At 57.4% G+C, this 23,802-nt stretch carries 20 protein-coding genes and 1 pseudogene; 7 read left to right on the forward strand and 14 right to left on the reverse strand.

All coding sequences use genetic code 11. The features are described 5' to 3' along the window. The first annotated feature begins 1 nt into the window (after position 1). The 3 genes from EE949_RS16530 to EE949_RS16540 are packed head-to-tail and all read left to right on the forward strand — an operon-like array spanning position 2 to position 3,206. Positions 2–940 (forward strand): ABC transporter permease, encoded by a 939-nt coding sequence (locus EE949_RS16530; RefSeq protein ID WP_122665256.1) that lies wholly within the window; start codon positions 2–4, stop codon positions 938–940. Next, positions 930–1,757 carry an ABC transporter permease gene (locus EE949_RS16535; RefSeq protein ID WP_122665257.1) on the forward strand — a complete coding sequence of 276 codons (828 nt, stop codon included), beginning with the start codon at positions 930–932 and terminating at the stop codon, positions 1,755–1,757. Before EE949_RS16530 ends, EE949_RS16535 begins: the two co-directional genes overlap by 11 nt. 24 nt (positions 1,758–1,781) lie before the next feature. After that, positions 1,782–3,206 carry a gamma-aminobutyraldehyde dehydrogenase gene (locus tag EE949_RS16540; protein WP_122665258.1) on the forward strand — a complete coding sequence of 475 codons (1,425 nt, stop codon included), beginning with the start codon at positions 1,782–1,784 and terminating at the stop codon, positions 3,204–3,206. Positions 3,207–3,457: 251 nt separating this feature from the next. Here the strand turns inward: EE949_RS16540 and EE949_RS16545 are convergent, their stop codons facing one another. The 3 genes from EE949_RS16545 to EE949_RS16555 form a co-directional block, all read right to left on the reverse strand. After that, positions 3,458–4,564, reverse strand: a complete 1,107-nt coding sequence (locus EE949_RS16545; RefSeq protein WP_122665259.1) for an NADH:flavin oxidoreductase/NADH oxidase — start codon at positions 4,562–4,564, stop codon at positions 3,458–3,460. 103 nt (positions 4,565–4,667) lie between these two features. Then, positions 4,668–6,383: a single-stranded-DNA-specific exonuclease RecJ gene (recJ, locus tag EE949_RS16550; protein WP_122665260.1), complete on the reverse strand. Its 1,716-nt coding sequence runs from the start codon at positions 6,381–6,383 to the stop codon at positions 4,668–4,670. A gap of 175 nt (positions 6,384–6,558) precedes the next feature. Continuing rightward, positions 6,559–7,101 carry a YaeQ family protein gene (locus tag EE949_RS16555; RefSeq protein ID WP_122665261.1) on the reverse strand — a complete coding sequence of 181 codons (543 nt, stop codon included), beginning with the start codon at positions 7,099–7,101 and terminating at the stop codon, positions 6,559–6,561. A gap of 324 nt (positions 7,102–7,425) precedes the next feature. Here EE949_RS16555 and EE949_RS16560 point away from each other — a divergent pair, with 324 nt between their 5' ends. Further along, positions 7,426–8,268 carry a TIGR02285 family protein gene (locus EE949_RS16560; RefSeq protein ID WP_162874480.1) on the forward strand — a complete coding sequence of 281 codons (843 nt, stop codon included), beginning with the start codon at positions 7,426–7,428 and terminating at the stop codon, positions 8,266–8,268. A gap of 171 nt (positions 8,269–8,439) precedes the next feature. On the opposite strand, the gene EE949_RS16565 is transcribed toward EE949_RS16560, so the two are convergent. From EE949_RS16565 to ffh, 11 genes and pseudogenes are all read right to left on the reverse strand, one after another. Then, a complete protein-coding gene (locus EE949_RS16565; protein ID WP_122665263.1) occupies positions 8,440–8,736 on the reverse strand; it encodes a DUF3509 domain-containing protein in 297 nt (98 codons plus the stop codon). Positions 8,737–8,970: 234 nt separating this feature from the next. After that, positions 8,971–11,220, reverse strand: a pseudogene (locus tag EE949_RS16570) (transporter substrate-binding domain-containing protein); the annotation flags it as partial. A gap of 173 nt (positions 11,221–11,393) precedes the next feature. Then, positions 11,394–12,803, reverse strand: coding sequence for a threonine synthase (thrC, locus tag EE949_RS16575; RefSeq protein WP_122665264.1), 1,410 nt, complete (start codon positions 12,801–12,803; stop codon positions 11,394–11,396). A gap of 106 nt (positions 12,804–12,909) precedes the next feature. Further along, positions 12,910–14,214, reverse strand: coding sequence for a homoserine dehydrogenase (locus EE949_RS16580; protein WP_122665265.1), 1,305 nt, complete (start codon positions 14,212–14,214; stop codon positions 12,910–12,912). Positions 14,215–14,317: 103 nt separating this feature from the next. Further along, a complete protein-coding gene (locus tag EE949_RS16585; protein WP_122665266.1) occupies positions 14,318–15,058 on the reverse strand; it encodes a DsbC family protein in 741 nt (246 codons plus the stop codon). A 149-nt stretch (positions 15,059–15,207) separates the two neighbouring features. Then, entirely contained in the window at positions 15,208–16,104 is an 897-nt protein-coding gene (gene xerD, locus EE949_RS16590; protein WP_122665267.1) for a site-specific tyrosine recombinase XerD, read from the reverse strand. Positions 16,105–16,215: 111 nt separating this feature from the next. Next, positions 16,216–16,566 (reverse strand): 50S ribosomal protein L19, encoded by a 351-nt coding sequence (gene rplS / locus EE949_RS16595; RefSeq protein WP_027902605.1) that lies wholly within the window; start codon positions 16,564–16,566, stop codon positions 16,216–16,218. A gap of 42 nt (positions 16,567–16,608) precedes the next feature. Next, positions 16,609–17,361 (reverse strand): tRNA (guanosine(37)-N1)-methyltransferase TrmD, encoded by a 753-nt coding sequence (gene trmD / locus EE949_RS16600; RefSeq protein ID WP_122665268.1) that lies wholly within the window; start codon positions 17,359–17,361, stop codon positions 16,609–16,611. Between the two features lie 3 nt (positions 17,362–17,364). Next, positions 17,365–17,901, reverse strand: coding sequence for a ribosome maturation factor RimM (gene rimM / locus EE949_RS16605; protein WP_087264526.1), 537 nt, complete (start codon positions 17,899–17,901; stop codon positions 17,365–17,367). 5 nt (positions 17,902–17,906) lie between these two features. Next, on the reverse strand, positions 17,907–18,164 hold the full coding sequence (gene rpsP, locus EE949_RS16610; RefSeq protein ID WP_122665269.1) for a 30S ribosomal protein S16: 258 nt from the start codon (positions 18,162–18,164) through the stop codon (positions 17,907–17,909). A gap of 247 nt (positions 18,165–18,411) precedes the next feature. Further along, entirely contained in the window at positions 18,412–19,788 is a 1,377-nt protein-coding gene (ffh, locus tag EE949_RS16615; RefSeq protein WP_087264527.1) for a signal recognition particle protein, read from the reverse strand. 210 nt (positions 19,789–19,998) lie between these two features. Here ffh and EE949_RS16620 point away from each other — a divergent pair, with 210 nt between their 5' ends. The 3 genes from EE949_RS16620 (at position 19,999) to EE949_RS16630 (ending at position 23,659) form a co-directional block, all read left to right on the forward strand. Beyond that, the gene (locus tag EE949_RS16620; protein WP_122665270.1) at positions 19,999–20,811 is read left to right on the forward strand and encodes a cytochrome C assembly family protein; all 813 of its coding nucleotides are present in this window, start codon (positions 19,999–20,001) and stop codon (positions 20,809–20,811) included. Between the two features lie 13 nt (positions 20,812–20,824). Next, the gene (locus tag EE949_RS16625; RefSeq protein WP_122665271.1) at positions 20,825–22,060 is read left to right on the forward strand and encodes an HlyC/CorC family transporter; all 1,236 of its coding nucleotides are present in this window, start codon (positions 20,825–20,827) and stop codon (positions 22,058–22,060) included. A gap of 276 nt (positions 22,061–22,336) precedes the next feature. Continuing rightward, positions 22,337–23,659: an MFS transporter gene (locus EE949_RS16630; protein WP_122665272.1), complete on the forward strand. Its 1,323-nt coding sequence runs from the start codon at positions 22,337–22,339 to the stop codon at positions 23,657–23,659. Positions 23,660–23,802: the final 143 nt, after the last annotated feature.

Consider the following 23,802-nt stretch of genomic DNA (forward strand, 5'->3'; position numbering starts at 1 on the left):
AATGAGCCGCGCCCTGCCTCAGCCGCCAGCCACTGTCATGCGCAGGTTCTGCGACTTGCTTTATCGACGACCGAATCTGTACCTGTCGCTATTGCTGATCCCGCCGTTGATCTGGTTCGGCGCCGTGTACCTGGGTTCACTGCTCAGCCTGCTGTGGCAGGGGTTTTACACGTTCGACGACTTCAGCATGACCGTTACGCCGGACCTGACCCTGAGCAACTTCGCGGCGCTGCTGCAACCGGCAAACTTCGATGTCATCAAACGTACGCTGACAATGGCAATCGCAGTTTCCATCGCCAGCGGCATCATCGCCTTTCCCATCGCGTATTACATGGCTCGGTATACCCGAGGCAAAACCAAAGCGTTTTTTTACATCGCCGTGATGCTGCCGATGTGGGCCAGCTACATCGTCAAGGCCTACGCCTGGACGTTATTACTGGCCAAAGGCGGCGTGGCGCAATGGTTCATTCAGCACCTGGGGCTGGAACCGGTGTTGCAGTTCATTCTGGGGATACCCGGAGTTGGTGGCAGCACCCTGTCGACCTCGTATCTGGGGCGCTTCATGGTCTTCGTCTATATCTGGCTGCCGTTCATGATTCTGCCAATCCAGGCTTCACTGGAACGGCTGCCGCCGACACTGTTGCAAGCCTCGGCCGATCTGGGTGCCCGCCCCTGGCAGACATTCACGCAGGTCATCCTGCCGTTAGCCATACCGGGCATCGCCGCGGGGTCGATCTTCACCTTTTCGCTGACCCTGGGTGACTTCATCGTGCCGCAACTGATCGGCCCTCCGGGTTACTTCATCGGCAGCATGGTGTATGCCCAGCAAGGCGCCATCGGCAACATGCCCATGGCAGCTGCATTCACGCTAGTGCCTATTCTGCTGATTGCCATTTACCTGTCCATCGTCAAACGACTGGGGGCTTTCGATGCGCTCTGACCCTGTGCCCCCTTCAGAACGGGCTTCCATCTGGCTGAAACTGGCAGCGTGGGGCGGCCTGGTATTCCTGCACTTTCCGATCCTGATTATTTTCATGTATGCGTTCAACACTCAGGACGCCGCCTTCAGCTTCCCGCCCCAGGGCTTTACCCTGAAGTGGTTCAGCGTGGCGTTCTCCCGCCCTGACGTGCTTGAAGCGATCAAGCTGTCCTTGAAGATTGCGCTTATCGCAACGTTGATCGCCATGGTACTGGGCACCCTCGCCTCTCTCGCCCTGTACCGGCGTGACTTCTTCGGCAAAGACTCCATTTCGCTGGTGTTGATCCTGCCCATCGCCCTGCCCGGCATCATCACTGGCCTGGCCTTGCTGGCGGCGTTCAAAACTCTGGGTATTGAGCCGGGCATGTTCACCATCATCGTCGGCCATGCCACCTTCTGTGTGGTGATCGTCTACAACAATGTCATCGCTCGGTTACGCCGCACTTCCCAGAACCTGATTGAAGCGTCGATGGATCTGGGCGCAGACGGCTGGCAAACCTTTCGTTACATCATTCTGCCCAACCTCGGCTCGGCCATGCTGGCAGGCGGCATGCTGGCTTTCGCGCTGTCGTTTGATGAAATCATTGTCACCACCTTCACCGCAGGACACGAGCGCACTTTACCGATCTGGCTGCTTAACCAACTGAGCCGACCAAGGGATGTGCCCGTCACCAACGTGGTGGCCATGCTGGTCATGATCGTTACCATGCTGCCGATTCTTGGCGCGTATTACCTGACCCGCGGCGGTGAAAGCGTGGCGGGAAGCGGTGGAAAATAATCCAGAGCCAAAAGGAGATGCCCCATGCAAACCAAACTGTTGATCAACGGCCAATTGGTGAAGGGCGAAGGTCCCCAGCAGTCAGTGTTCAACCCGGCACTGGGACGCGTGCTGGTGGAAATCAATGAAGCCAGCGAAGCCCAGGTCGACAGCGCGGTGCGTGCTGCGGACGCTGCATTTGAAAGTTGGTCACAAACCGCCCCCAAGGATCGCTCGCTCTTGCTGCTCAAGCTCGCAGACACCATCGACGCCCACGGTGAAGAACTGGCCAAGCTGGAATCTGACAATTGCGGCAAGCCCTACAGCGCCGCGCTCAATGACGAGATTCCAGCGATTGCCGATGTGTTCCGCTTCTTCGCGGGCGCCAGTCGCTGCATGGGCGGATCGGCGGCAGGTGAGTATCTACCCGGTCATACCTCGATGATCCGTCGTGATCCGATTGGCGTCATCGCATCGATTGCGCCCTGGAACTACCCGCTGATGATGGTCGCCTGGAAAATCGCGCCGGCACTCGCGGCAGGCAATACCGTCGTGCTCAAGCCCTCGGAACTGACGCCGCTGACCGCGTTGCGTCTCGTGGAGCTGGCTGCTGAGATCTTTCCGGCGGGCGTGCTGAACCTGGTATTCGGACGCGGTACTACGGTGGGTAACGCTCTGGTGAGCCATTCAAAAGTACGCATGGTATCGCTGACGGGTTCAATCGCCACAGGCGCGCATATCATCTCCAGCACGGCGGCCAGCGTAAAACGCATGCACATGGAACTGGGCGGCAAAGCCCCGGTGATCATCTTTGACGATGCTGACATCGACGCAGCCGTCGAAGGCATCCGCACGTTCGGCTTCTACAACGCGGGTCAGGACTGCACCGCGGCCTGCCGGATCTACGCACAAAATGCTGTCTATGACGCGTTCGTCACGAAACTGGGTGAGGCCGTGAGCAGCATCAAACACGGCCTGCAGAATGACCCTGCCACCGAAATGGGACCTTTGATCAGCGCCCAGCATCGAGACCGTGTGGCCGGCTTCGTCGAACGTGCGCTGGCCCAGTCGCACATGCGCCTGGTAACAGGCGGCAAGGCGATAGAGGGCAACGGCTACTTCTTTGAGCCAACAGTGATTGCCGACGCACAGCAGGATGATGAAATCGTCAAACGCGAGGTGTTTGGTCCGGTGGTGTCAGTGACCCGTTTCGATGACGAAGCGCAAGTGCTGGCCTGGGCCAATGAATCGGATTACGGCCTGGCGTCGTCAGTCTGGACTCAGGACATCGGCCGCGCTCATCGCCTGGCCGCACGCCTGCAATACGGCTGCACCTGGGTAAACACCCACTTTATGCTGGTCAGCGAAATGCCTCACGGCGGCCAGAAGCTCTCGGGCTATGGCAAAGACATGTCGATGTACGGGCTGGAGGACTACACCACCGTGAGGCATGTGATGTTCAAGCATTGAGTCTTTTGTGCATGACCAGGATTCGCGACGCGGTGTAAAAGACAATCTGCCGCCGCGGTGCTCAGGAACTCTTATTACACAGCATGATTGAAACGCATTTCCTGTAGGAGCTGCCGAAGGCTGCGATGCATTCATCCTGGCACACCGCGATCGCAGCCTTCGGCAGCTCCTACAAGCTCGTGTTTTCAGACACGCCCCCACCGGGGTGACAGGCCCCATCGATGGCGGGGTGCCTGTCACCTCAGCTCTGATCAATCGCGCAAATCAGACTCATGAATCGGCTGGTCACGGTGGGTCGCGCGCTGGTACTGAGCGGGCCAGGTTGCCTTGCGGCCGCCAAGATCATCGTCAGCGTGCAATGGCCAGTAAGGGTCACGCAACAATTCGCGAGCCAGCAGGATGATATCGGCCTGACCGGTGCGCAGAATATGTTCGGCCTGAGCAGGCTCGGTAATCATGCCGACAGTACCGGTCGCGATGCCGGACTCTTTTTTCACTCGCTCGGCAAAACGGGTCTGATAACCGGGGCCAACCGGGATTTCCGCATTGGCAGAAGTGCCCCCGGAGGACACATCAATAAGGTCTACCCCGAGATCTTTCAGGCGACGCGCCAACTCGACGGTTTCATCAGGGTTCCAGCCATCTTCCACCCAGTCAGTCGCCGAGACCCGCACGAACAATGGCAACTCTTCAGGCCAGACAGCACGCACCGCTTGAGTCACTTCAAGGGTCAAGCGGATACGATTTTCGAACGAGCCGCCGTATTTATCCTGACGCTGATTACTCAACGGCGACAGAAACTGATGCAGGAGATAACCGTGGGCGGCGTGCACTTCCACAACCTTGAAACCAGCCGTCAGCGCGCGCTTTGCGGCTGCGACGAAGGCCTGAATCACTTCCTGAATCTGCCCCTCACTGAGCTGCACCGGCGCAGTATGCTTGGGATCAAAGGCAATCGGCGATGGCCCCCACGGTGTCCAGCCGCCCTCATCGGCCTTGATACTGCCCGACTTGCCCAACCACGGGCGCCAGCTGCTGGCCTTACGTCCGGCATGAGCCAGTTGTATGCCCGCGACCACACCTTGAGCATCAATAAAGCGGGTGATTCGTTGCAGGCCTTCAATCTGCTCGTCATTCCACAGGCCCAGATCCTCCGGGGTGATCCGGCCATCTTGGGTAACCGCAACGGCTTCAGTGAACACAAGGCCCGCACCGCCCACCGCACGACTGCCCAGGTGCACCAGGTGCCAGTCGTTAGTCAGGCCGTCCACCGCGGAATACTGACACATCGGGGACACAGCAATGCGGTTGCGCAGCGTCAACTGGCGAAGGGTATAGGGTTCTAACAACAGGCTCATGGGGACCTCTCAGGCAGGAATAGGCGTCAAGACACGCAATGAAAAAACCGTGTCTAGAGCCTAGTCGACAATCCGATCCTGTTGGGGGTTCCTGCTGTGTGTCCTACCGGGGTGCGATATGCGCCACCATCAGTTGCACCGTTTCATTGCCGCGAAACTCGTTGAGGTCGAGTTTATAGGCAAGTTCGACCCAACGAATATTGGGATTCGGCCAGACATCGCGATCAATGCCAAACGCAATGGCATCGAGCTTCACGCTGCCGCATTCACTCTTGAGCACCATCTTCAGATGCCGCTCGCCGACCACCCGCTGCTCCACTAGCTGGAAGACGCCATGGAACAAAGGTTCGGGAAAGTGCTGCCCCCAGGGACCGGCATTACGCAGCGCACGAGCCAGCTCCAGATGAAACTCTTCGACGGCCAAAGGACCGTCGGACAACAACCGGCCAGTCAGGTCTTCTTCCTGGAGCTGACGCCGGACTTCCTCATCAAAAGCCGCAGCAAAAGCGGGAAAGTTCTCTTCAGGCAACGACAAACCAGCCGCCATTGCATGGCCACCAAACTTGCTGATCAACTCGGGATGATGTGCGGCCACAGCATCCAGTGCATCGCGGATGTGAAACCCGGGCACCGAACGGGCCGAGCCCTTGAGCATGCCCTCGCCAGCGCTGGCGAAAGCAATCGTCGGCCGGTGATAACGCTCTTTCATGCGCGATGCCAGAATGCCGATCACCCCTTGGTGCCAGTCGGGTTCGAACAGGCACAGGCCGAACGGCATGGACTCCAGCGGCAGATCCTTGAGCTGGGCAAGCGCCTCACGCTGCATGCCCTGCTCAATGGTTTTGCGGTCCTGGTTCAGCTCGTCCAGTTGCACGGCCATTTCACGGGCCAGGGTTTCATCTTCGCAAAGCAGGCATTCGATACCCAGGCTCATGTCATCCAGACGTCCCGCGGCATTCAGCCGTGGCCCGAGGATAAAGCCCAGGTCAGTGGAGGTAATCCGTTTGTGATCGCGACGTGCTACTTCGAGAATTGCCTTCAGGCCGGGACGCGCACGCCCGGCGCGAATACGCATCAAGCCCTGATGTACCAGAATCCGGTTATTGGTATCCAGCGGCACCACGTCAGCCACGCTGCCCAGTGCGACCAGATCCAGCAATTCACCCAGATTTGGCTGCGCACGCTGATTTGTCTCGAACCAGCCGGTGTCTCGCAGGCGGGCACGCAAAGCCATCAAGACATAGAAAATCACCCCGACACCCGCCAGCGCCTTGCTTGGGAACGTGCAGCCTGGCTGATTGGGATTGACGATGGCATCTGCAGCCGGCAACTCATGACCGGGTAAATGGTGGTCAGTGACCAGCACCTTTAAACCCGCCGCCTTGGCTGCCGCCACGCCCTCCACGCTGGAAATGCCGTTATCGACGGTCATCAACAACTGCGGGGTGCGCTCCAGCGCTACGGCGACGATTTCCGGGGTCAGACCGTATCCATATTCGAAACGGTTGGGCACGAGGTAATCAACATGGGCAGCGCCCAACAATCTAAGGCCCAGCACGCCGACAGTACTGGCCGTTGCGCCGTCAGCGTCGAAGTCTCCGACGATGAGAATCCGCTGGCGTTCGTTCAGGGCAGTGACCAGCAGATCAACCGCGGCATCGATTCCCTTGAGCTGCTGATAGGGGATCAACCGCGCAAGGCTTTTATCCAGCTCGGCTTCAGACAACACGCCGCGCGCGGCGTACAGCCGTGTCAGCAGCGGCGGCAAATCACCAAGAAAAGGCAGGGTTTGCGGCAGTAGGCGAGGTTCGATGCGCATGCGGTTTTTTTGATTCCAACCAGACGTTAAATAACTGAGTAACTGAATTTAAATGCTTTTCTTCTGTAGGAACTCACGAGCACCGCGAGGCAGCGATGACGGTCTGTCTGATAAACCGCTATCGCGGCCTCGCGGTGCTCGTGCGCTCCTGCAGGAGGCGTTGAGACCTGGACGATCAGCCGCGCTCGCCGGTGAGCCATTGCAACTGGACTTCATGCTGCCCCCGATCGTCAGTCACGAAGATCGTCCCTTCGCTGATCATCACATCCCATTTGATGACCCGTGGCATGTCCTTGGCCAGCACTTCCAGCACTTCCTGAGGAACGGCTGCGACGTTGACGTTCTTCAGGTTCTTGATGGCAGGAATGACCTTGCCTTCCCAGACCCGCAGGCTGCCGTATGCCAGCAGGCTGGTACGTTCGGTACGACGCGAACACCACGTCAAGCGATCAGCGTCCGGCTGACCCACCTCGATCCAGTGCAGCACGCGGTCATCCAGGCTTTTTTCCCACAGGGCCGGCTCATCTACGTCCGACAAACCACGGCCGAACGAGAGTTGCTCGTTGTACCAGAAGGCATAGGCCAGCAGGCGCACGGTCATGCGCTCTTCGGTTTCGGAAGGATGGCGGGCAATGGTCTGTTTGACGTTCTCGTAAACCCCGCGATCAAGATCGGTAAGGTTGAGTTCGAATTTGTAGGTCGTGGACGGCTGGGCCATGAACGGGCTTCTAGATACGGGGAAAGGCGGCAAGTCTACCCGATGCCGTCTGATTGAACGACCCGGCCCGTCTGTTCGGCTGCAATGAATGCGGAGTTGGTGTGGGTTCAAGTGGTTGGAAAGGTACAAAAAGCCAAAACGCTATCAGGTAAAGCCCGATATTCGCAGCCACGGGGTCTGAGTGATACTGCACCTCACGTCTGCGTCAGAACGTCTATCCTCTCGTTTGTCAGTTGACACCTATACTCAGCCATTTCCCGGGGAAGACATCCGCGAATGCATACACGCAACTCGCCTCTCGCCCGAAGGATTCTGGTCGCATGCCTGTCTGCTCTGAGCATGATGTGTATTGCGGCCACCAGCCATGCCAAAGACACACTCATCTGGCTACTACGCGACTTGCCCCCTTCGACCATCTTTTCAGGCCCCGATGAGGGGAAAGGCGCAATCGACAGGCTCATGCCGCTGCTCATCGCCAGGATGCCGGAATATGACCACCTGCTGATGCGCGTCAATCGGGCGCGTGGCACACAAATGCTCAAGGACGGAGTTTTCGCTTGCGACCCCACCGTACTCTGGACGCCAGAGCGGGCCAAAAACATTGTTTTTTCGATCCCTACCTACGCGGCGTTCAGCAATGGTCTGACGGTACGCAAGCAGGACATGGCGCAATTCTTACCGTTTGTGAAAGACAACATCCTCGACCTGGAGGCGCTGCTCAACAGTAATAGCGTCAAGGTCGGGGTAGTCGCCGAGCGCAGCTATGGCCAGGTAATCGACAGGATTCTGGACAAGGTTGCGGACGATGAACTAAGCGTGCATTACGGCAGCGACGCCGTTGGCAGCCTGCTGCAAATGGAGCGTCTGGGACGATTGCAAGGATTGATCAGCTACTGGCCCGAGGCGCTTTATCAAGCCCGTCAACAAGGTATCCCCGAACAGGACCTGACGTTTTTGCCGGTGAAGGGCGTTCCCAAATATCAGTTCACCCATATCGGCTGCGCAGACACCCTGCAGGGGCGCCAAGCCATGGAAATCATCAATCGTGAAATGCGCGTGCTGCGCGAAACAAAGCTGGTGGGGTTCTACGCGCAATGGATTCCGTCACCCAAGCGTGAGGAATACCTGCAGGACGCCAAGAGGTTTTTTGAGGAACCGGGCAAGTAAATCAGATTTCAGGCGGGTTTAAAAAAAGAAACCCCGAGCAGCGGGGAGACTACTCGGGGTAAACCGTGGTCCATTCGGGACCAGTACGAACAGGTTGAGCCACCGGAGCACAATGTCTCAACCTGCCGTAAATAGTCAGAACGTCTATGGACCTTAAGGTTCCTGTGCACCTCAAACAAATCCCTGCGCCGGGATAAACGGACGATCAAGGGCAGCGTGGCGCATGGCAGCAATGACACAAGGTTCGATACGGCCTTCAGCGACCATCAGATCACGACGCAAGCCATCGACCACATCCGTAAGCTGACGCTTGTCGCGCAAATGACCTGCTGTGAATGTGCGTTCGATCACCACTGCACCGGTAACATCCTTGATCGATACCAGGCGCTCACCCAGCAGTCCAACAGGCCCAAGAACAGCCTGGTAAGGTGCCAGCGCCTCGCTTAGCAGTAAGCTGATATTTTCCATCTGGATCACCACTCAACAGTTTGAATGCAAAGGTGCTTATCAATGACCATCGCCCTCAGTGGAAAGTTCTCGATGGTTTTGCAATGCGACTGTCCGAGCATGCCTGTCGAATATGACAGAGAAAAAACTGTCAGGCTCAATCTCCATCGCTCAATGGCTGTGGCGCAGACGCCATAACAGCAATAAGCCCCCCCGGGCGCGTCATGCAGCCACATCATTGGCGTCGACCCTGTCGAGCAAAGCGCGGGTCGAACACAACGCCTCTTCAAGGGCTCTGGAGGGTGTCTGCCCCTTGTGCAGAATGTGTTCAATTTCGAGCTCCAGCAAGCCAACAATATCCGCCAGTGCACTGCGCATTTCACGACCTGCATTCGCCATGAAGATGTTTTTTGCCTCGCTCGACCGAAGTGCCTGCTCCTTCGCTTCAAACAGCTGCGTTTCAAGCTGCCTGCGCTCGCTGATGTCGATCCAGCCGCCCAAGAGCCCCTGCACTTCGCCATCGGCACGATAAAACGGCACGGTCCACTGCAAGGCATCAATCTGCTTATCCATCAAACGCATGCTACGGTCAGCGAAAATGGGCTGCCGGGTTTCCAGCAACTTGATGTAATCCCCATGTAATTGCTCGGCTGTCTCGCGGGGGATAAGGTCCACATCAATCAAGCGTCGGCCGTTCATCTGTTCGAAGCTGATCCCCAGGCTCTCTTCGTAACTCCGATTACAGGAGATCAACCGACCTTTCAGGTCCCGCACATACACGGGGTTGGGTATTCCATCGAACAACGCATGCTTGAACACCAACTGGTCGTTGAGTGCCTCTTCCGCCCTGAGCCGTTGATTGATCTGAATCTTGAGACGACTGCTCCAGAGCAACGAAACCAGCACCAGTAACAGCGCGATGCTGAAACCCCAGTAAATCCAGCCCGGAATCCGGCTCCAGAGCCCGACCTGGGGAGCAGCAGACGAAAGCCATTTGGTGCGGATGGCGCGCATTTCGGTAATCGGGAACTCCTCCAGCGCCTTGTTAAGGATGTCGAGCAATTCCGGATGGGACTTGATGACAGACATCCGGTCAGAAGACCACCAGCCTTCAACGCCACGGCCAACCTTCAATACGCCTCGAGGATCAAGATAAGCCCCCGCCTCGTTTTGTATCGTCGCCACTGCATCGCCGGAAGCGACCAATTCCCGGGCTTCTTCATAGCTGGCCGTAGGGATCAAATTTATGCGCGGATACTCGCGCCTTATGATGCCCTCCAGAGCATGCCTGGCAGGCAGCGCCAGTGATTTGCCTGCCAACTCGCGCAGAGAATGCGGGGAGGAGTCCTCTGCGCGCAATACGAACACCCAACTGTTGCCGCCAAACGCATAGCTGAAGTCGAGCATCTCGCGACGCTCGGCATTCTCGGCAAGCGTCGTGTTCATCTGGGCGTGACCGCTGCGCAGAAGATTGAACGTCTGCTCGATGGTCACCGTTTCTTCATGAACGAACTGCAGACCGGTAATACGTGATATCCGGGCCAATATGTCGATATTAAGACCTACCCACTGCCCATCGTTATCCTTGTAGATATACGGCGGGTGTTGTTGTGAGGCGATCGTCACAACCGGGTGCTTGCCAATCCAGCGTCTTTCATTGCGATTGAGCGCCACTCGCTGGCCACCGGCGTCAGAGCCCAGACCCAGGGTCCAGCGCCCCAGTATTTCACGCCTGGTCGCCGGGCTCAGGCTGGCCAGAGCGGCGTCGATCAGGGAGAGTAGTTGCGGTTGGTTAGCGTGCACGGCGAAGGAAAAACTGTCTTGCGGCAACTGACTGTCGTACTGGATCTGCAACCCCAGATATGGACGCAATGCCATGTAAGAACGGGCAATGACGTCGTTACCGATTAAAGCGTCCGCGTCGCCATGGCTGACGGCTTCCATGGCACTGAACAGAGTCGGGGCGATAACGATTTCGCTTTGAGGGTACTCTGCCTGCACGGCAAGCAAATCAACATACCCGTCCAGCACCACCACCTTGTTGCCCTTGAGCCCTTCCATTAGCCCCCGCCCGCCTTTACGACCGACAACTACCGAGCGATCAGCCACATAGCCCGCCGATAAACGCACCTCATTGAACGCACGCTCGAAACCATTTGCTGTCGCAATGATATCGATGGTTCCGTCGCGCAAAGCGTTGATTGCCCCCTCGGGTCTTGGAAATCCACGAATTTGCATTCTGACATTCAGTTTGCTGCCGATCAGACTCAGATAATCGGCACTGATGCCTTGGTATCGGTTGCGGTCGCTGGCGATATCGATCGGCTCATAGTCGACCGTCACCACGCCGACTCGCAGCGCTGGGCGATCATCAAGCCATTGGCGGTCAGATTCAGACATAGCCAGTGGTTCCACTGCCATGAACGGGGCACCAAGGCTGAAAGACAGGCTTCGCTCGGCATGGCCGGACTGAGTGAACAGCAACGCCAATAGTAGTGACAGCACGCATAGCGCGCTTTTTCCGGGGGCGATGTTCTTGCCTTCGAAGGCGCCCCCTTTGTTTGCATTTTTCACAGCGACTAACTCATCCGTAAGTGTCTAAAACTCCCGAAGTTTGGCATGCAGAAACGAGAAGGCCCGCTGGGGGGCGGGCCTTAAGTTGTTACACGGATATACCGTTAGAGCGGTTTACCCCGGTTGCCATGCTGGCTAACGAAGGCCTGTATGGCTTTCAGGTCATTAGGCAAAACGGTGCAGCGTTCGTCACGCTCGAACAAATCAGACAAATGTGCAGGTAGCTCAAGCGCTTTTCCTACACCCGCTTTCTCCACTGCCTCAGGGAATTTGACCGGATGCGCCGTGCCAAGGATCACCATCGGCGTATCCAGGCTCCGACGGCAGGCTCGTGCTGCTTTAACACCGATCGCCGTATGCGGATCCAGCACCTCACCAGTCTTGGCATAAACATCGGCAATGGTCTCGCAGGTCTCTTCGTCGCTGACAGCCAGGGAGTCAAACAGCTTGCGGGTTTCGGTCCAGCGGTCTTCTTCGACACTGAAACCACCGCCCTGCTTGAAGCTCTCCATCAGCCCCGCCAGCGTGGCACCGTTGCGGCCATGCATATCGAACAGCAAACGCTCGAAGTTCGACGACACCATGATGTCCATGGACGGCGACAACGTGGCATGCAGGGTCTCTTTTACATACTGATTGCCACTCATGAAGCGGTGCAGAATGTCATTGCGATTAGTAGCGACGATCAATTGATTGATCGGCAGGCCCATATTGCGTGCCAGGTAACCGGCAAAAATGTCGCCGAAGTTACCGGTAGGTACCGAGAACGACACCGAGCGTGCCGGCCCGCCCAGCTGCAGCGAGGCGTGGAAGTAGTAAACGATCTGAGCCATGATCCGCGCCCAGTTGATCGAGTTGACCGCGACCAGCCGCGTGCCTTTGAGGAAGCTCTGGTCAGCGAAGCTGTTCTTGACCATTTCCTGGCAGTCGTCGAAGTTGCCTTCCACAGCGATGTTGTGGATGTTGTCGCCGAAGATGGTCGTCATCTGGCGGCGCTGGACGTCCGACACCCGGTTGTTCGGGTGCAGGATGAAGATATCCACGTTATCGCACTTGCGGCAACCTTCAATGGCCGCAGAGCCGGTATCGCCGGATGTTGCACCGATGATCACAACCCGCTCGCCACGCTTGGCCAACACGTAATCCAGCAAACGACCCAGCAATTGCAGTGCGAAGTCCTTGAACGCCAGCGTCGGGCCGTGGAACAGTTCCAGGACCCACTCATTACCATTCAGTTGGCGCAGCGGTGCAACCGAGCTATGAGCGAATACGCCGTAGGTTTCTTCAAGGATCTTTTTGAAATCCGCATCGGGAATGCTGCCGGTCACGAACGGGCGCATCACCCGGAACGCCAGTTCGTGGTATGGCAGGCCTGCCCAGGAAGCAATCTCTTCCTGAGTGAAGCGCGGCAGGTTTTCCGGCACGTACAAACCGCCGTCGCTGGCCAGACCAGTCAGCAGCACGTCTTCGAAGTTCAGGGCCGGCGCCTGGCCGCGGGTACTGATGTAGCGCATGAGATTCAAACCTTCGGTTTGAGCTTCAAGCTTCAAGCTTCAAGCGGCAAGTTCGAAGCGACCGGCTTCTGGCTTGCGGCTTGTAGCTGACAGCTTGCAGCTGTATTTAATTGAGATGTTCGACGCGGATCCGGACTACCGGGCCAACCACGTCCTGCAGAGCTTCCAGGGCCTCAATGGCATCGTTCATGCGCTGTTCCAGCACGCGATGCGTCAACAGAATCATCGGCACCAGGCCGTCATGTTCTTCGACTTCCTTCTGCATGATCGATTCGATGTTAATGCCCCGCTCCGACAGAATGCTCGCCACCTGCGCGAGTACGCCAGGATGGTCCTTGGCCTGAATGCGCAGGTAATACGCGCTTTCGCAGGCTTCGATTGGCAGAATTGGATGAGCGGACAGCGAGTCGGGCTGGAATGCCAGATGCGGTACGCGATTTTCCGGATCTGAAGTCATCGCACGCACGACGTCGACCAGATCGGCAACCACTGACGAAGCGGTAGGCTCCATGCCGGCGCCAGCGCCGTAGAACAGCGTCGAGCCTGCGGCGTCACCATTGACCATGACCGCGTTCATCACACCATTGACGTTGGCAATCAGGCGATCAGCCGGGATCAGCGTCGGGTGGACTCGCAATTCAATACCGGCCGCGGTGCTGCGCGCCACGCCCAGGTGCTTGATGCGATAACCCAGCGCTTCAGCATAATTGACGTCTGCGGTAGTCAGTTTGGTGATGCCTTCGGTGTAAGCCTTGTCGAACTGCAGCGGGATACCAAAGGCGATGGACGCCAGGATGGTCAGCTTGTGTGCAGCGTCGATACCTTCAACGTCGAACGTTGGATCGGCTTCGGCGTAACCCAGCGCCTGGGCTTCGGCCAGAACGTCAGGGAAGGTGCGGCCTTTCTCACGCATTTCGGTAAGGATGAAGTTACCGGTACCGTTGATGATCCCGGCAACCCAGTTGATGCGGTTGGCCGAAAGACCTTCACGAATTGCCTTGATCACCGGGATACCGCCCGCAACCGCAGCTTCAAACGCTACGATCACGCCCTTCTCACGCGCCTTGGCGAAAATTTCGTTACCGTGCACAGCAATCAGCGCTTTGTTGGCAGTGACTACGTGCTTGCCGTTTTCAATGGCCTTGAGCACCAGATCGCGAGCTACGGTATAGCCGCCAATCAGTTCAATGACGATATCGATTTCAGGGTTGGTTGCCACCGCGAAGACGTCGCTGGTGGTCGGTGTACCGGTAATCTGGCAGTTGGGGTTTGGCGTACGCAGGGCGATTTGTGCCACTTCAATTCCACGACCCGCACGGCGGGCAATTTCCTCGGCGTTACGCTTAAGTACGTTGAAGGTACCGCCACCGACGGTACCCAGCCCACAGATGCCTACTTTGACCGGATTCACTATGAACTCCCCGTAAAACGGTCGGCTTGGAACCAACCGTGGAAAACAGCCGTGCAGCACAGCACGGCTCTCTATTTACTCAACGGTCATGGGACACGCTGATTTATTTGGCGCTGAGCGCCAGCTTGGCCACTTGTGCAGCGGGTTGGTAACCCGGAATCAACTGGCCGTCAGCCAAAACGATGGCCGGTGTGCCGTTCACACCGATCGATTGGCCCACTTCGAATTGTTTGGTGACAGGGTTGGCGCACTTGGGCGCTTCGATGTTCTTGCCATCGACCATGCGATCCATGGCTGCCTTGCGATCCTTGGAGCACCAGACAGCCTGCAACTGTTCGTCGCCCGGTGAGCCGAGGCCCTGACGCGGGAACGCAACATAACGAACCTCGATGCCCATTTTATTCAACTGCGGCACTTCGGCGTGCAGCTTGTGGCAATACGGGCAGGTGGTGTCGGTGAAAACCGTGATGTGCGATTTGGTCTCGCCAATTGCCGGATAAACAACCATCTCGGCGGTAGGGATACCGTTGATGGTCTTGGCGATGGCCAGCCGTTCGGTCTTCTCGGTCAGGTTGACCGGTTTGCCGTCCTGGATCTGAAACAGATAGCCCTGCATCACGAACTGGCCGTCAGCGCTGGCATACAGCACGCGGCCGCCCTTGAGCTTGACCTCGTACAGACCGCTCAACGGACTGGCGCCGATGCTTTCTACCGGCAGCTCAAGCTTGAGCGAATCCAGAGTCTTGCGAATGGCTTGGTCGGCGGGAGCATCCGCCTGGGCGAACATACTGAACGTACTGGCCAACGCAACTGCGGCGGCGGCGATAATCTGGGTCACGCGCATGAAAACTCCTCGGGCGGTGGGCAGACTGACTGGGGCAAAAAAAGCGCCCGTCAGCTTCAATCTGCGAAACCGGCAAAGCCTACCACATAAGGCCCGTAAACCTTACCGGACTGATACAGACTGCCTGCAAAAGATGCAGCCTTGAACGTTCAGCCGCGCGGGTGATGTTTGGCGTGCATCTCTTGCAATCGGGCACGGGCAACGTGGGTGTAGATTTGTGTTGTGGACAGATCACTGTGCCCCAGCAGCATCTGCACCACTCGCAAGTCAGCGCCATGATTGAGCAAGTGAGTGGCAAAAGCGTGGCGCAATGTATGAGGCGACAAAGATTTGCTGATGCCCGCAACCATGGCCTGATGTTTGATCCGGTGCCAAAAGGTCTGGCGGGTCATCTGCTCGCCGCGCTGACTGGGAAACAACACATCACTGGGACGACCTGCCAGCAATTCATCGCGGGCCCCGCGCATGTAGCGCTCGATCCAGACAATAGCCTCTTCGCCCATGGGCACCAGACGCTCCTTGCTGCCCTTGCCCATCACCCTCAAGACACCCTGGCGAAGATTGACCTGCTCCAGGGTCAGACTGATCAGTTCGGTAACTCGCAAGCCGCAGGCATACAGCACCTCAAGCATGGCTTTATCCCGCTGACCGATGGCTTCGCTCAAATCAGGCGCAGCCAGTAAAGACTCAACGTCCGCTTCCGACAGCGATTTGGGCAAAGGCCTGCCAAGCTGAGGCATATCCACCTGCAGCGTCGGATCGACCTGAATCAGCTTTTCTCTCAACAGGTAACGATAGAAGCCACGCGCCCCGGAAAGAAAGCGTGCCGTGGAACGAGGCTTGTAGGCCTTGTCCACTCGCCATGCCAGATGATCAAGGATTGCCGAGCGTCCAACGTTGATCAACTCCAGGCCTTGCTCCTGCAACCAGCCGTTGAACAAGGCAAGATCGCTGCGATAGGCATCACGCGTATTGTCCGAGAGCCCCTTCTCTAGCCAGAGGGCATCAAGAAAACGGTCGATCAGAGGGTCATCGATAGCAGACATGAGTATTCGCGCTTGAGCAGTGCTACATAAGGTACTGGCTGGGGACAATAAAACCCCAGGCACAAAAAAGCAGCCCTTAGGCTGCTTTTTTCTTGCATCGAAAAACTGTACTCAGGACAGTTTTTCCTTGATGCGAGCTGCTTTACCGGACAGGTCACGCAGGTAGTACAGTTTGGCCTTGCGAACGTCACCGCGACGTTTCACAGCCAGGCTGTCGATTTGCGGGCTGTAGGTCTGGAAAGTACGCTCAACGCCAACACCGTTGGAGATTTTACGAACAGTGAAAGCACTGTTTACGCCACGGTTACGCTTGGCAATTACTACGCCTTCGAACGCCTGCAGACGAGCGCGGTCGCCTTCCTTCACTTTCACCTGAACGACAACAGTGTCGCCCGGGGCAAAGGTAGGGATCTCTTTGGTCATCTGCTCTGCTTCGAGTGCAAGGATGATTTTGTTAGTCATGCTGTGCTCCTAAGGTAAATCGTCTGATCTACCATCGATACGTTAACTATCGTCCCGTTCGCGGATGTATTCCGCGAGCAGCTTCTTCTCTTCTCCAGAAAGCGAGCGGCTTTCCAGAAGATCGGCGCGTCGTTCATAGGTCCGCCCAAGGGACTGCTGTAAACGCCAACGCCGGATGTGCGCGTGATTGCCACTTAGCAACACGTCGGGAACACGCTGATCCGCATACACCTCCGGTCGGGTGTAATGCGGGCAATCCAGCAGACCATCAGTGAAGGAATCTTCCTCCGCAGAGTCCGCATGCCCTAAAGCTCCAGGCAGCAGCCGCGTAACCGCATCGATCAGCACCATTGCCGGCAGCTCGCCGCCAGACAGTACATAGTCACCAATCGACCACTCTTCATCGACATGAGCATCAATAAAACGCTCGTCAATGCCTTCATAACGACCGGCGATGAGGATAATCGCTTCCTCCTGCGCCAGTTCGCGTACCGCAGACTGATTCAGTTGGCGGCCTTGTGGCGACAGGTAAATCACCTTCGCCGCATCCCCTGCCGCTTGCCTGGCCTGAACCAGAGCATCTTCAAGGGGCTTGATCTTCATCACCATGCCCGGACCACCGCCAAATGGGCGATCGTCCACAGTGTGATGCCGATCCGTGGTGTAGTCCCGCGGATTCCAACAAGTCAGCTGCAACAGCCCTTGTTTCACCGCACGGCTGGTAATGCCGTAGTCGCTGATGGCGGAAAACATCTCGGGAAACAGACTGATCACTTCTATGCGCAGGCTAGCCATTGCTTAGAAGTCCGAATCCCAATCCACCTTCATCTCGCCAGCTTCCAGGTCAACAACCAACACACATTGCTCTGTATAGGGCAACAGGCGTTCGCGATCGTCCAGGCTGCCTGCGCAGGGCTTGACCACCATTACATCATTCGAGCCTGTCTCTAGCAGATGATCGATCTTCCCGAGCAATTGCCCTTGATGGTCGATGACCTTGAGACCCTCCAGCTGGTACCAGTAGTACTCGCCGTCGGTCAGATCAGGGAACAGGTTACGCGGCACGCAGATTTCAAAACCGGCCAGAAGACGAGCTTCTTCACGGTCATCGAGACCTTTGAGCTTTGCGACCAGGAACTTGTTTTGCAAGCGTCCGCTGACCAGCTCTACCTGTTTAACGCTGCCTTCGCGCCGAAGCGTCCAGGTTTTGTAATCCAACAGGTTTCCAATCGGATCAGTAAAGGAAAAAACCTTCACTTCGCCGCGAACGCCATGTACCGAATAAATCTTGCCAATGACGATCAAGTCGTCGGCAGTCGTTGGCGCCGCGTTCATATTGCTCAGGCCGCGACCTTGGTCTTGGCGTGTTCTTTCAGCAACTGGGCAACGCGATCGGATGTTTGTGCACCCACGCTCAACCAGTAGTTAACGCGCTCTTCGTTCACGGACAAACGAACTTCCTGACCACGGGCAACCGGGTTGAAGAAGCCAATTTGCTCTTTGTGCGAACCGTCGCGCGCATTGCGGCTATCGGTAACAGTCAGGTGGTAAAACGGGCGCTTTTTGGAGCCGCCCAGGGCAAGACGAATAGTTAGCATTGAACATCGTTCCTGTAGTCGGTGCTGCAAATCTAAGATGCACAGCGGGCATAGGTGCCCGAAAGGCCGCATATTCTAAGGAATATCCGGACTTTTGCAAATGTCTTTTTCTGGCACTTGCTGTTGTGCCGTGCAGATTTGCCAGGGAGCCGTCGCTTGCGACGGCTTATATAGACCCGCAACGCGGGCTTTTACCGGGGGCGAGCCCCCATGTGGGATGCGCGCAGAGGAACCTGCACGCGATGCATCACATTTTTGGCATGCCGCCGCCGGGCAACATTCCGCCCATGCCGCGCATCATTTTGGCCATTCCGCCTTTGGCGGAGAATTTCTTCATCATCTTCTGCATCTGCTTGTGCTGCTTGATCAGACGCCCGATGTCCTGCACCTGAGTGCCAGACCCCATGGATATGCGGCGCTTGCGCGAGCCGCTGATCAGATCCGGGTCACGACGCTCAGCCGGAGTCATCGAGTTGATGATGGCTTCCATCTGCTTGAACTGCTTCTCTGCTGCGCCTTGGGCATTGCCCATCTGCGACAGGTTGACGCCACCGATGCTCGGCAGTTTGTCCATGAGCCCGCCGAGGCCGCCCATGTTCTTCATCTGTTGAAGCTGATCACGGAAATCTTCGAGATCGAAGCCTTTGCCCTTTTTCAGCTTTTTGGCCAGTTTATCGGCCTTGTCCTTGTCGAGGGTCTGCTCGGCCTGTTCGATGAGGCTGAGCACGTCCCCCATGCCAAGAATTCGTGACGCGATACGATCAGGGTGGAACGGTTCGAGCGCATCGCTCTTCTCGCCCATACCGATGAACTTGATCGGCTTGCCGGTGATGGCGCGCACGGACAACGCTGCACCGCCCCGGGCATCACCGTCGACCTTGGTCAGGATCACACCGGTCAACGGCAGCGCATCACCAAACGCCTTGGCAGTGTTGGCGGCATCCTGACCGGTCATGGCATCAACCACGAACAGCGTCTCGGCTGGCTTGACCGCAGCATGCAGCGCCTGGATCTCGCCCATCATCTCCGCGTCGATATGCAGACGACCTGCGGTGTCGAGGATGACGACGTCAATAAACTTGAGCTTCGCTTCCTTTATTGCCGCTTCGGCAATGTCCACCGGCTTCTGGCTGATATCCGAAGGGAAGAACGTGACACCGATGTCGCCAGCCAGGGTTTCGAGCTGCTTGATGGCTGCCGGACGATATACGTCGGCAGACACGACCATGACGGTCTTTTTCTTGCGCTCTTTGAGAAACTTGGCCAGCTTGCCAGCAGTAGTGGTCTTACCCGCACCCTGCAGACCCGCCATCAGAATCACGGCAGGCGGCGTGACATTCAGGGTCAGCTCTTCATTGGCTGCCCCCATCATGTCTTCTAGTTCAGCCTGGACGATCTTCACGAAGGCCTGGCCCGGGGTCAGGCTGCGCGACACTTCCGTGCCGACAGCGCGCTCCTTGACCTTGTTGACGAAGTCTTTGACAACCGGCAAGGCAACGTCTGCTTCAAGCAACGCCATACGCACTTCGCGCAGGGTGTCTTTGATGTTGTCCTCGGTCAGCTTGGCTTTGCCAGTCACATGGCGCAGCGTCTGCGAGAGACGATCTGTCAGGTTTTCAAACATGCGCGATCCTTTCAGGCTCTTGGCGAACCCCGGTTGATGCGGCCCGGCCCATCATAAAATGGCGCTCGGCGAGCCTGTGGCTAGAGCAGGTCGCGGATTATAGCGAAGACTCCGCTGGACGGACACTACGGAGTCTGCATCTGTGGTCTTTCGTGAAATGACGGTTGTATGCCAAACTCAGCGCCTTTAAAGGCCCGTCCATCAGGATTTATGTTCCCTTTGCCACCCAGCCTGCTACCCAGCCTCGCCGCCGCCTGCCTTTATGCCGCTGCGACTATCTATCAGGGCATCCGCCTCAGCCAGGCGAAACGCGCCGACAAACGGCTGCTCTGCCTGCTCGGCACGCTGGCCGTTGTGGCACATGCCTTCGGACTTTTTTCCCAGTTGATCCGCCCCATCGGGCTTGGCCTGGACTTTTTCAGCGCCGCCAGCCTGATTGCCGTTGCGGTGATCGCGCTGACATTGCTCGCTACCGTGCGCATCCCGGTAGAAAACCTGCTCGTGCTTCTGTTCCCGCTGGGGATGATTACTGCGCTGCTTGCGCAGTTTGCACCGGCGGGCACAGTGCAGCCCATCGTTGAAGAACCGGGCATTCTCAGCCACATTCTGCTGTCGATTCTTGCCTACGGCATGTTCACCATTGCAGTCGTGCAGGCATTGCTGCTGCTGGTGCAGGACCATCAACTCAAGCATAAGCACCCGTCAGGGCTGATCAAGAACTTCCCTCCCCTGCAAACCATGGAAAGCCTGTTGTTTGGCTTTCTCTGGGCCGGATGGTCGCTGCTTTCCCTCTCACTGATCTCCGGCTGGCTGTTCGTCGAAAACCTCTTCGCACAGCACCTGGTACACAAAACCCTGCTGGCGTGCCTGGCCTGGGTGGTGTTCAGCGTATTGTTGTGGGGCCGCAATCGTCTCGGCTGGCGCGGGCACAAGGCTATCCGCTGGACCCTGGGCGGTTTCTGCCTGCTGATGCTGGCCTATTTCGGCAGCAAGCTGGTCCGCGAATTCATTCTGCACATCTGACGGTTCGCTGATTATGGATAATTTGCCAATCGCCCCGATGCTCGGTGTCGTGGCCCTGTTGATTCTTTGGGCAGCCCTTTTTACGGCTATTGAAACAGCCCACCAGCGACTCAAAGCGCTGCGCAGCGGTGACCGTCAACCGGCCCCTCCCCGGCCTGAGCTTAAATTCGAACTGGGCAGCCTGATCCTTGCCAACACCTTGATCAAGGTGCTGATCACCGTGATCGTCACCCTGCTGTCAGTGAACTACTGGTTTTACAACGGCCCGACGCTGGCCTGGATCAGCGTCACCAGCATCACGCTGATCTTCGTAGAACTCATCCCTCGCAAACTGGCAGCCCGCCATCCGGAAGTAATCGTGCACATGGCGAACAGCCTGCTGCGCATTCCGATGAAGTTGCTCTGGCCACTGGCCTGGCTGTTCAACTGCATTGCCAGGACGCTGCTACGACCGTTCGGCGGGCGTAACACCCGGGTGGTCGCAGCGAACGACGACGAAGTACGTCCGCACACTCATCACGACGGCGTCAACGAACACCATCCTGGCCGCTCTCCCGTGCTTTCAGGCATCCATGCGCTGGACAGCATCACCGTCAACGACATTCTGGTACCGCGCAATGACGTGGACGGCGTCAACCTTGACGACAGCATCGAGCAGATTGTCGAGCGCCTGATTATCTCAAGGCACACCCGTCTGCCTGTTTATCACAACGATATCAATCAGGTTCAAGGCGTGCTCAACACACGTCAGATCAGCCATCTGCTGCCCAAGGGTGAGCTGACCAAAGAGCAGATCCTGGCCGCGTGCTACGAGCCTTACTTCGTTCCGGAAAGCACGCCGCTTCAACTGCAGTTGCTCAACTTCCACAAACAACAGCGCCGCCTCGGCGTGGTGGTCGATGAGTACGGCGAAGTGCTGGGCATTGTCAGCCTGGAAGACATTCTGGAAGAGATCGTCGGCGAGTTCGAAAACGAGCAAACCCTGAACAATCCGCACATTCACCCACAGGCCGATGGCAGGCTGGTAGTGGACGGCGCGGCTTCGATTCGTGATCTGAACAAGAGTCTGGGCTGGCACTTGCCGTCCGACGGCCCCAAGACCCTCAATGGTCTCGTCACCGAAGCGCTGGAAACCATCCCGGAAAGTGCGGTCTGCCTGAAGATCGGGCCGTATCGCCTGGAAATCCTCGAAACCGAAGACAACCGCGTGACGCGAGTCATGATGTGGCAGAAGCCGACCACCCGCTAAAGTCACTGATGCCATTGTTACAAGCCCCTTGTTATGCAAGCGGCACGATTCCTATAATCGAGCCGCTTACCCAGCCCGCCGATCCGTGTGCTACCCGCACCCCGTGTGATCCGGCCAGTCACTCAGCCTGAACGTTTCGCGCATTTCCCTGACCCTGCCCTACCCAAGGCACGGCCAACGCCTTTCGCCCTTATCCGGGCTAACCTGATCAGCGCTGCACCCACAATAATTAATGTATGCCTCGTCGAAAGGCACTACGACTGTCAGGAAAACCGCATGACTACGACTTCTGCCGCTCATGAAAATGATAGCGCGCCAGCTCGCCCGGCCAATTCCGCCACACGCGTCGCTACCGCCAGTTTTATTGGCACCGCCATCGAATTCTATGACTTCTACGTGTACGCCACCGCCGCCGCGCTGGTAATCGGCCCGGTGTTTTTCCCCCAAACGTCAGGCACCGCACAAATGCTGTCGGCGTTTCTGACCTTCGGTATCGCCTTCCTTGCCCGCCCGCTAGGCTCTGCGCTGTTCGGCCACTTCGGTGATCGCATTGGGCGCAAATCAACGCTGGTGGCTTCACTTCTGCTGATGGGCGTGTGCACCACGCTGATCGGCGTACTGCCGGGTTACGCAACGATAGGTGCCTGGGCACCGATTCTTTTATGCGTGCTACGTTTCGGACAGGGCCTGGGGCTGGGTGGCGAATGGGGCGGCGCGGCTTTGCTTGCTACGGAAAACGCCCCCAAAGGCAAACGCGCCTGGTTCGGTATGTTCCCGCAACTTGGCCCTTCGATTGGTTTCCTCGCCGCTAACGGGCTGTTCCTGACACTGGCCATGACGCTGGATGACGAGCAGTTTCGCTCCTGGGGCTGGCGAATCCCGTTCCTGCTGAGCGCGGCATTGGTCATGGTTGGACTTTATGTGCGCCTGAAGCTGGAAGAAACGCCAGTCTTCACCAAGGCAATCGCCCGCCACGAGCGAGTGAAGATGCCGATAGTCGAGCTGTTCAGCCAATACTGGGTGCCGGTATTACTTGGTGCGGCATCAATGGTGGTTTGTTATGCGCTGTTCTACATCTCAACGGTGTTCTCACTGAGCTATGGCGTGTCCACCCTGGGTTACAGCCGGGAGACCTTCCTCGCCCTGCTGTGCTTCGCGGTGCTGTTCATGGCTGCGGCGACCCCGCTTGCTGCATGGGCCAGCGATCGTTTTGGACGACGCCCGGTGCTGATCATTGGTGGCGTGCTGGCGATTATGTCCGGCTTCACCATGGAGCCCTTGCTGACGCATGGCACGACATGGGCCGTAGCGCTGTTTCTGTGTATCGAACTGTTCTTGATGGGCGTGACCTTCGCCCCTATGGGTGCGATGTTGCCCGAACTGTTTCCTACACGCGTCAGGTACACCGGCGCGTCAGCGGCCTACAACCTGGGTGGCATTGTCGGAGCATCAGTTGCGCCTTTCTTCGCCCAGAAACTGGTAGCGATGGGCGGCTTGAGTTGGGTCGGTGGGTATGTGTCGGCAGCAGCGTTGATCAGCGTGATTGCCGTGCTGTGCCTGAAGGAGACGCGTGAGGCGGATCTGGACAAGATTGCTTAGCTCAGACAAGCGCTCGTGTGAACAGAGGTTTCTGTTGGAGCGAGGCTTGCCGGCGAAGAACGATGACGCTGTGCGCCAGACATACCGCGTCGGCTAGTTCGCGGGCAAGCCTCGCTCCAACAGTCCCCGCGATAGGGCGGTGT

The sequence above is a fragment of the Pseudomonas viridiflava genome, assembly GCF_900602065.1.
Classification (GTDB): Bacteria; Pseudomonadota; Gammaproteobacteria; order Pseudomonadales; family Pseudomonadaceae; genus Aquipseudomonas.

What these genes read in the sequence shown, in the direction of transcription:
- EE949_RS16530 (WP_122665256.1), top strand. Translation starts at nt 2, where the DNA reads ATGAGCCGCGCCCTGCCTCAGCCGCCAGCCACTGTCATGCGCAGGTTC.
- EE949_RS16535 (WP_122665257.1), top strand. Translation starts at nt 930, where the DNA reads ATGCGCTCTGACCCTGTGCCCCCTTCAGAACGGGCTTCCATCTGGCTG.
- EE949_RS16540 (WP_122665258.1), top strand. Translation starts at nt 1,782, where the DNA reads ATGCAAACCAAACTGTTGATCAACGGCCAATTGGTGAAGGGCGAAGGT.
- EE949_RS16545 (WP_122665259.1), bottom strand. Translation starts at nt 4,564, where the DNA reads ATGAGCCTGTTGTTAGAACCCTATACCCTTCGCCAGTTGACGCTGCGC.
- recJ (WP_122665260.1), bottom strand. Translation starts at nt 6,383, where the DNA reads ATGCGCATCGAACCTCGCCTACTGCCGCAAACCCTGCCTTTTCTTGGT.
- EE949_RS16555 (WP_122665261.1), bottom strand. Translation starts at nt 7,101, where the DNA reads ATGGCCCAGCCGTCCACGACCTACAAATTCGAACTCAACCTTACCGAT.
- EE949_RS16565 (WP_122665263.1), bottom strand. Translation starts at nt 8,736, where the DNA reads ATGGAAAATATCAGCTTACTGCTAAGCGAGGCGCTGGCACCTTACCAG.
- thrC (WP_122665264.1), bottom strand. Translation starts at nt 12,803, where the DNA reads ATGCGCTACATCAGTACCCGCGGCCAGGCGCCGGCCCTGAACTTCGAA.
- EE949_RS16585 (WP_122665266.1), bottom strand. Translation starts at nt 15,058, where the DNA reads ATGCGCGTGACCCAGATTATCGCCGCCGCCGCAGTTGCGTTGGCCAGT.
- xerD (WP_122665267.1), bottom strand. Translation starts at nt 16,104, where the DNA reads ATGTCTGCTATCGATGACCCTCTGATCGACCGTTTTCTTGATGCCCTC.
- rplS (WP_027902605.1), bottom strand. Translation starts at nt 16,566, where the DNA reads ATGACTAACAAAATCATCCTTGCACTCGAAGCAGAGCAGATGACCAAA.
- trmD (WP_122665268.1), bottom strand. Translation starts at nt 17,361, where the DNA reads ATGGCTAGCCTGCGCATAGAAGTGATCAGTCTGTTTCCCGAGATGTTT.
- rimM (WP_087264526.1), bottom strand. Translation starts at nt 17,901, where the DNA reads ATGAACGCGGCGCCAACGACTGCCGACGACTTGATCGTCATTGGCAAG.
- rpsP (WP_122665269.1), bottom strand. Translation starts at nt 18,164, where the DNA reads ATGCTAACTATTCGTCTTGCCCTGGGCGGCTCCAAAAAGCGCCCGTTT.
- ffh (WP_087264527.1), bottom strand. Translation starts at nt 19,788, where the DNA reads ATGTTTGAAAACCTGACAGATCGTCTCTCGCAGACGCTGCGCCATGTG.
- EE949_RS16620 (WP_122665270.1), top strand. Translation starts at nt 19,999, where the DNA reads ATGTTCCCTTTGCCACCCAGCCTGCTACCCAGCCTCGCCGCCGCCTGC.
- EE949_RS16625 (WP_122665271.1), top strand. Translation starts at nt 20,825, where the DNA reads ATGGATAATTTGCCAATCGCCCCGATGCTCGGTGTCGTGGCCCTGTTG.
- EE949_RS16630 (WP_122665272.1), top strand. Translation starts at nt 22,337, where the DNA reads ATGACTACGACTTCTGCCGCTCATGAAAATGATAGCGCGCCAGCTCGC.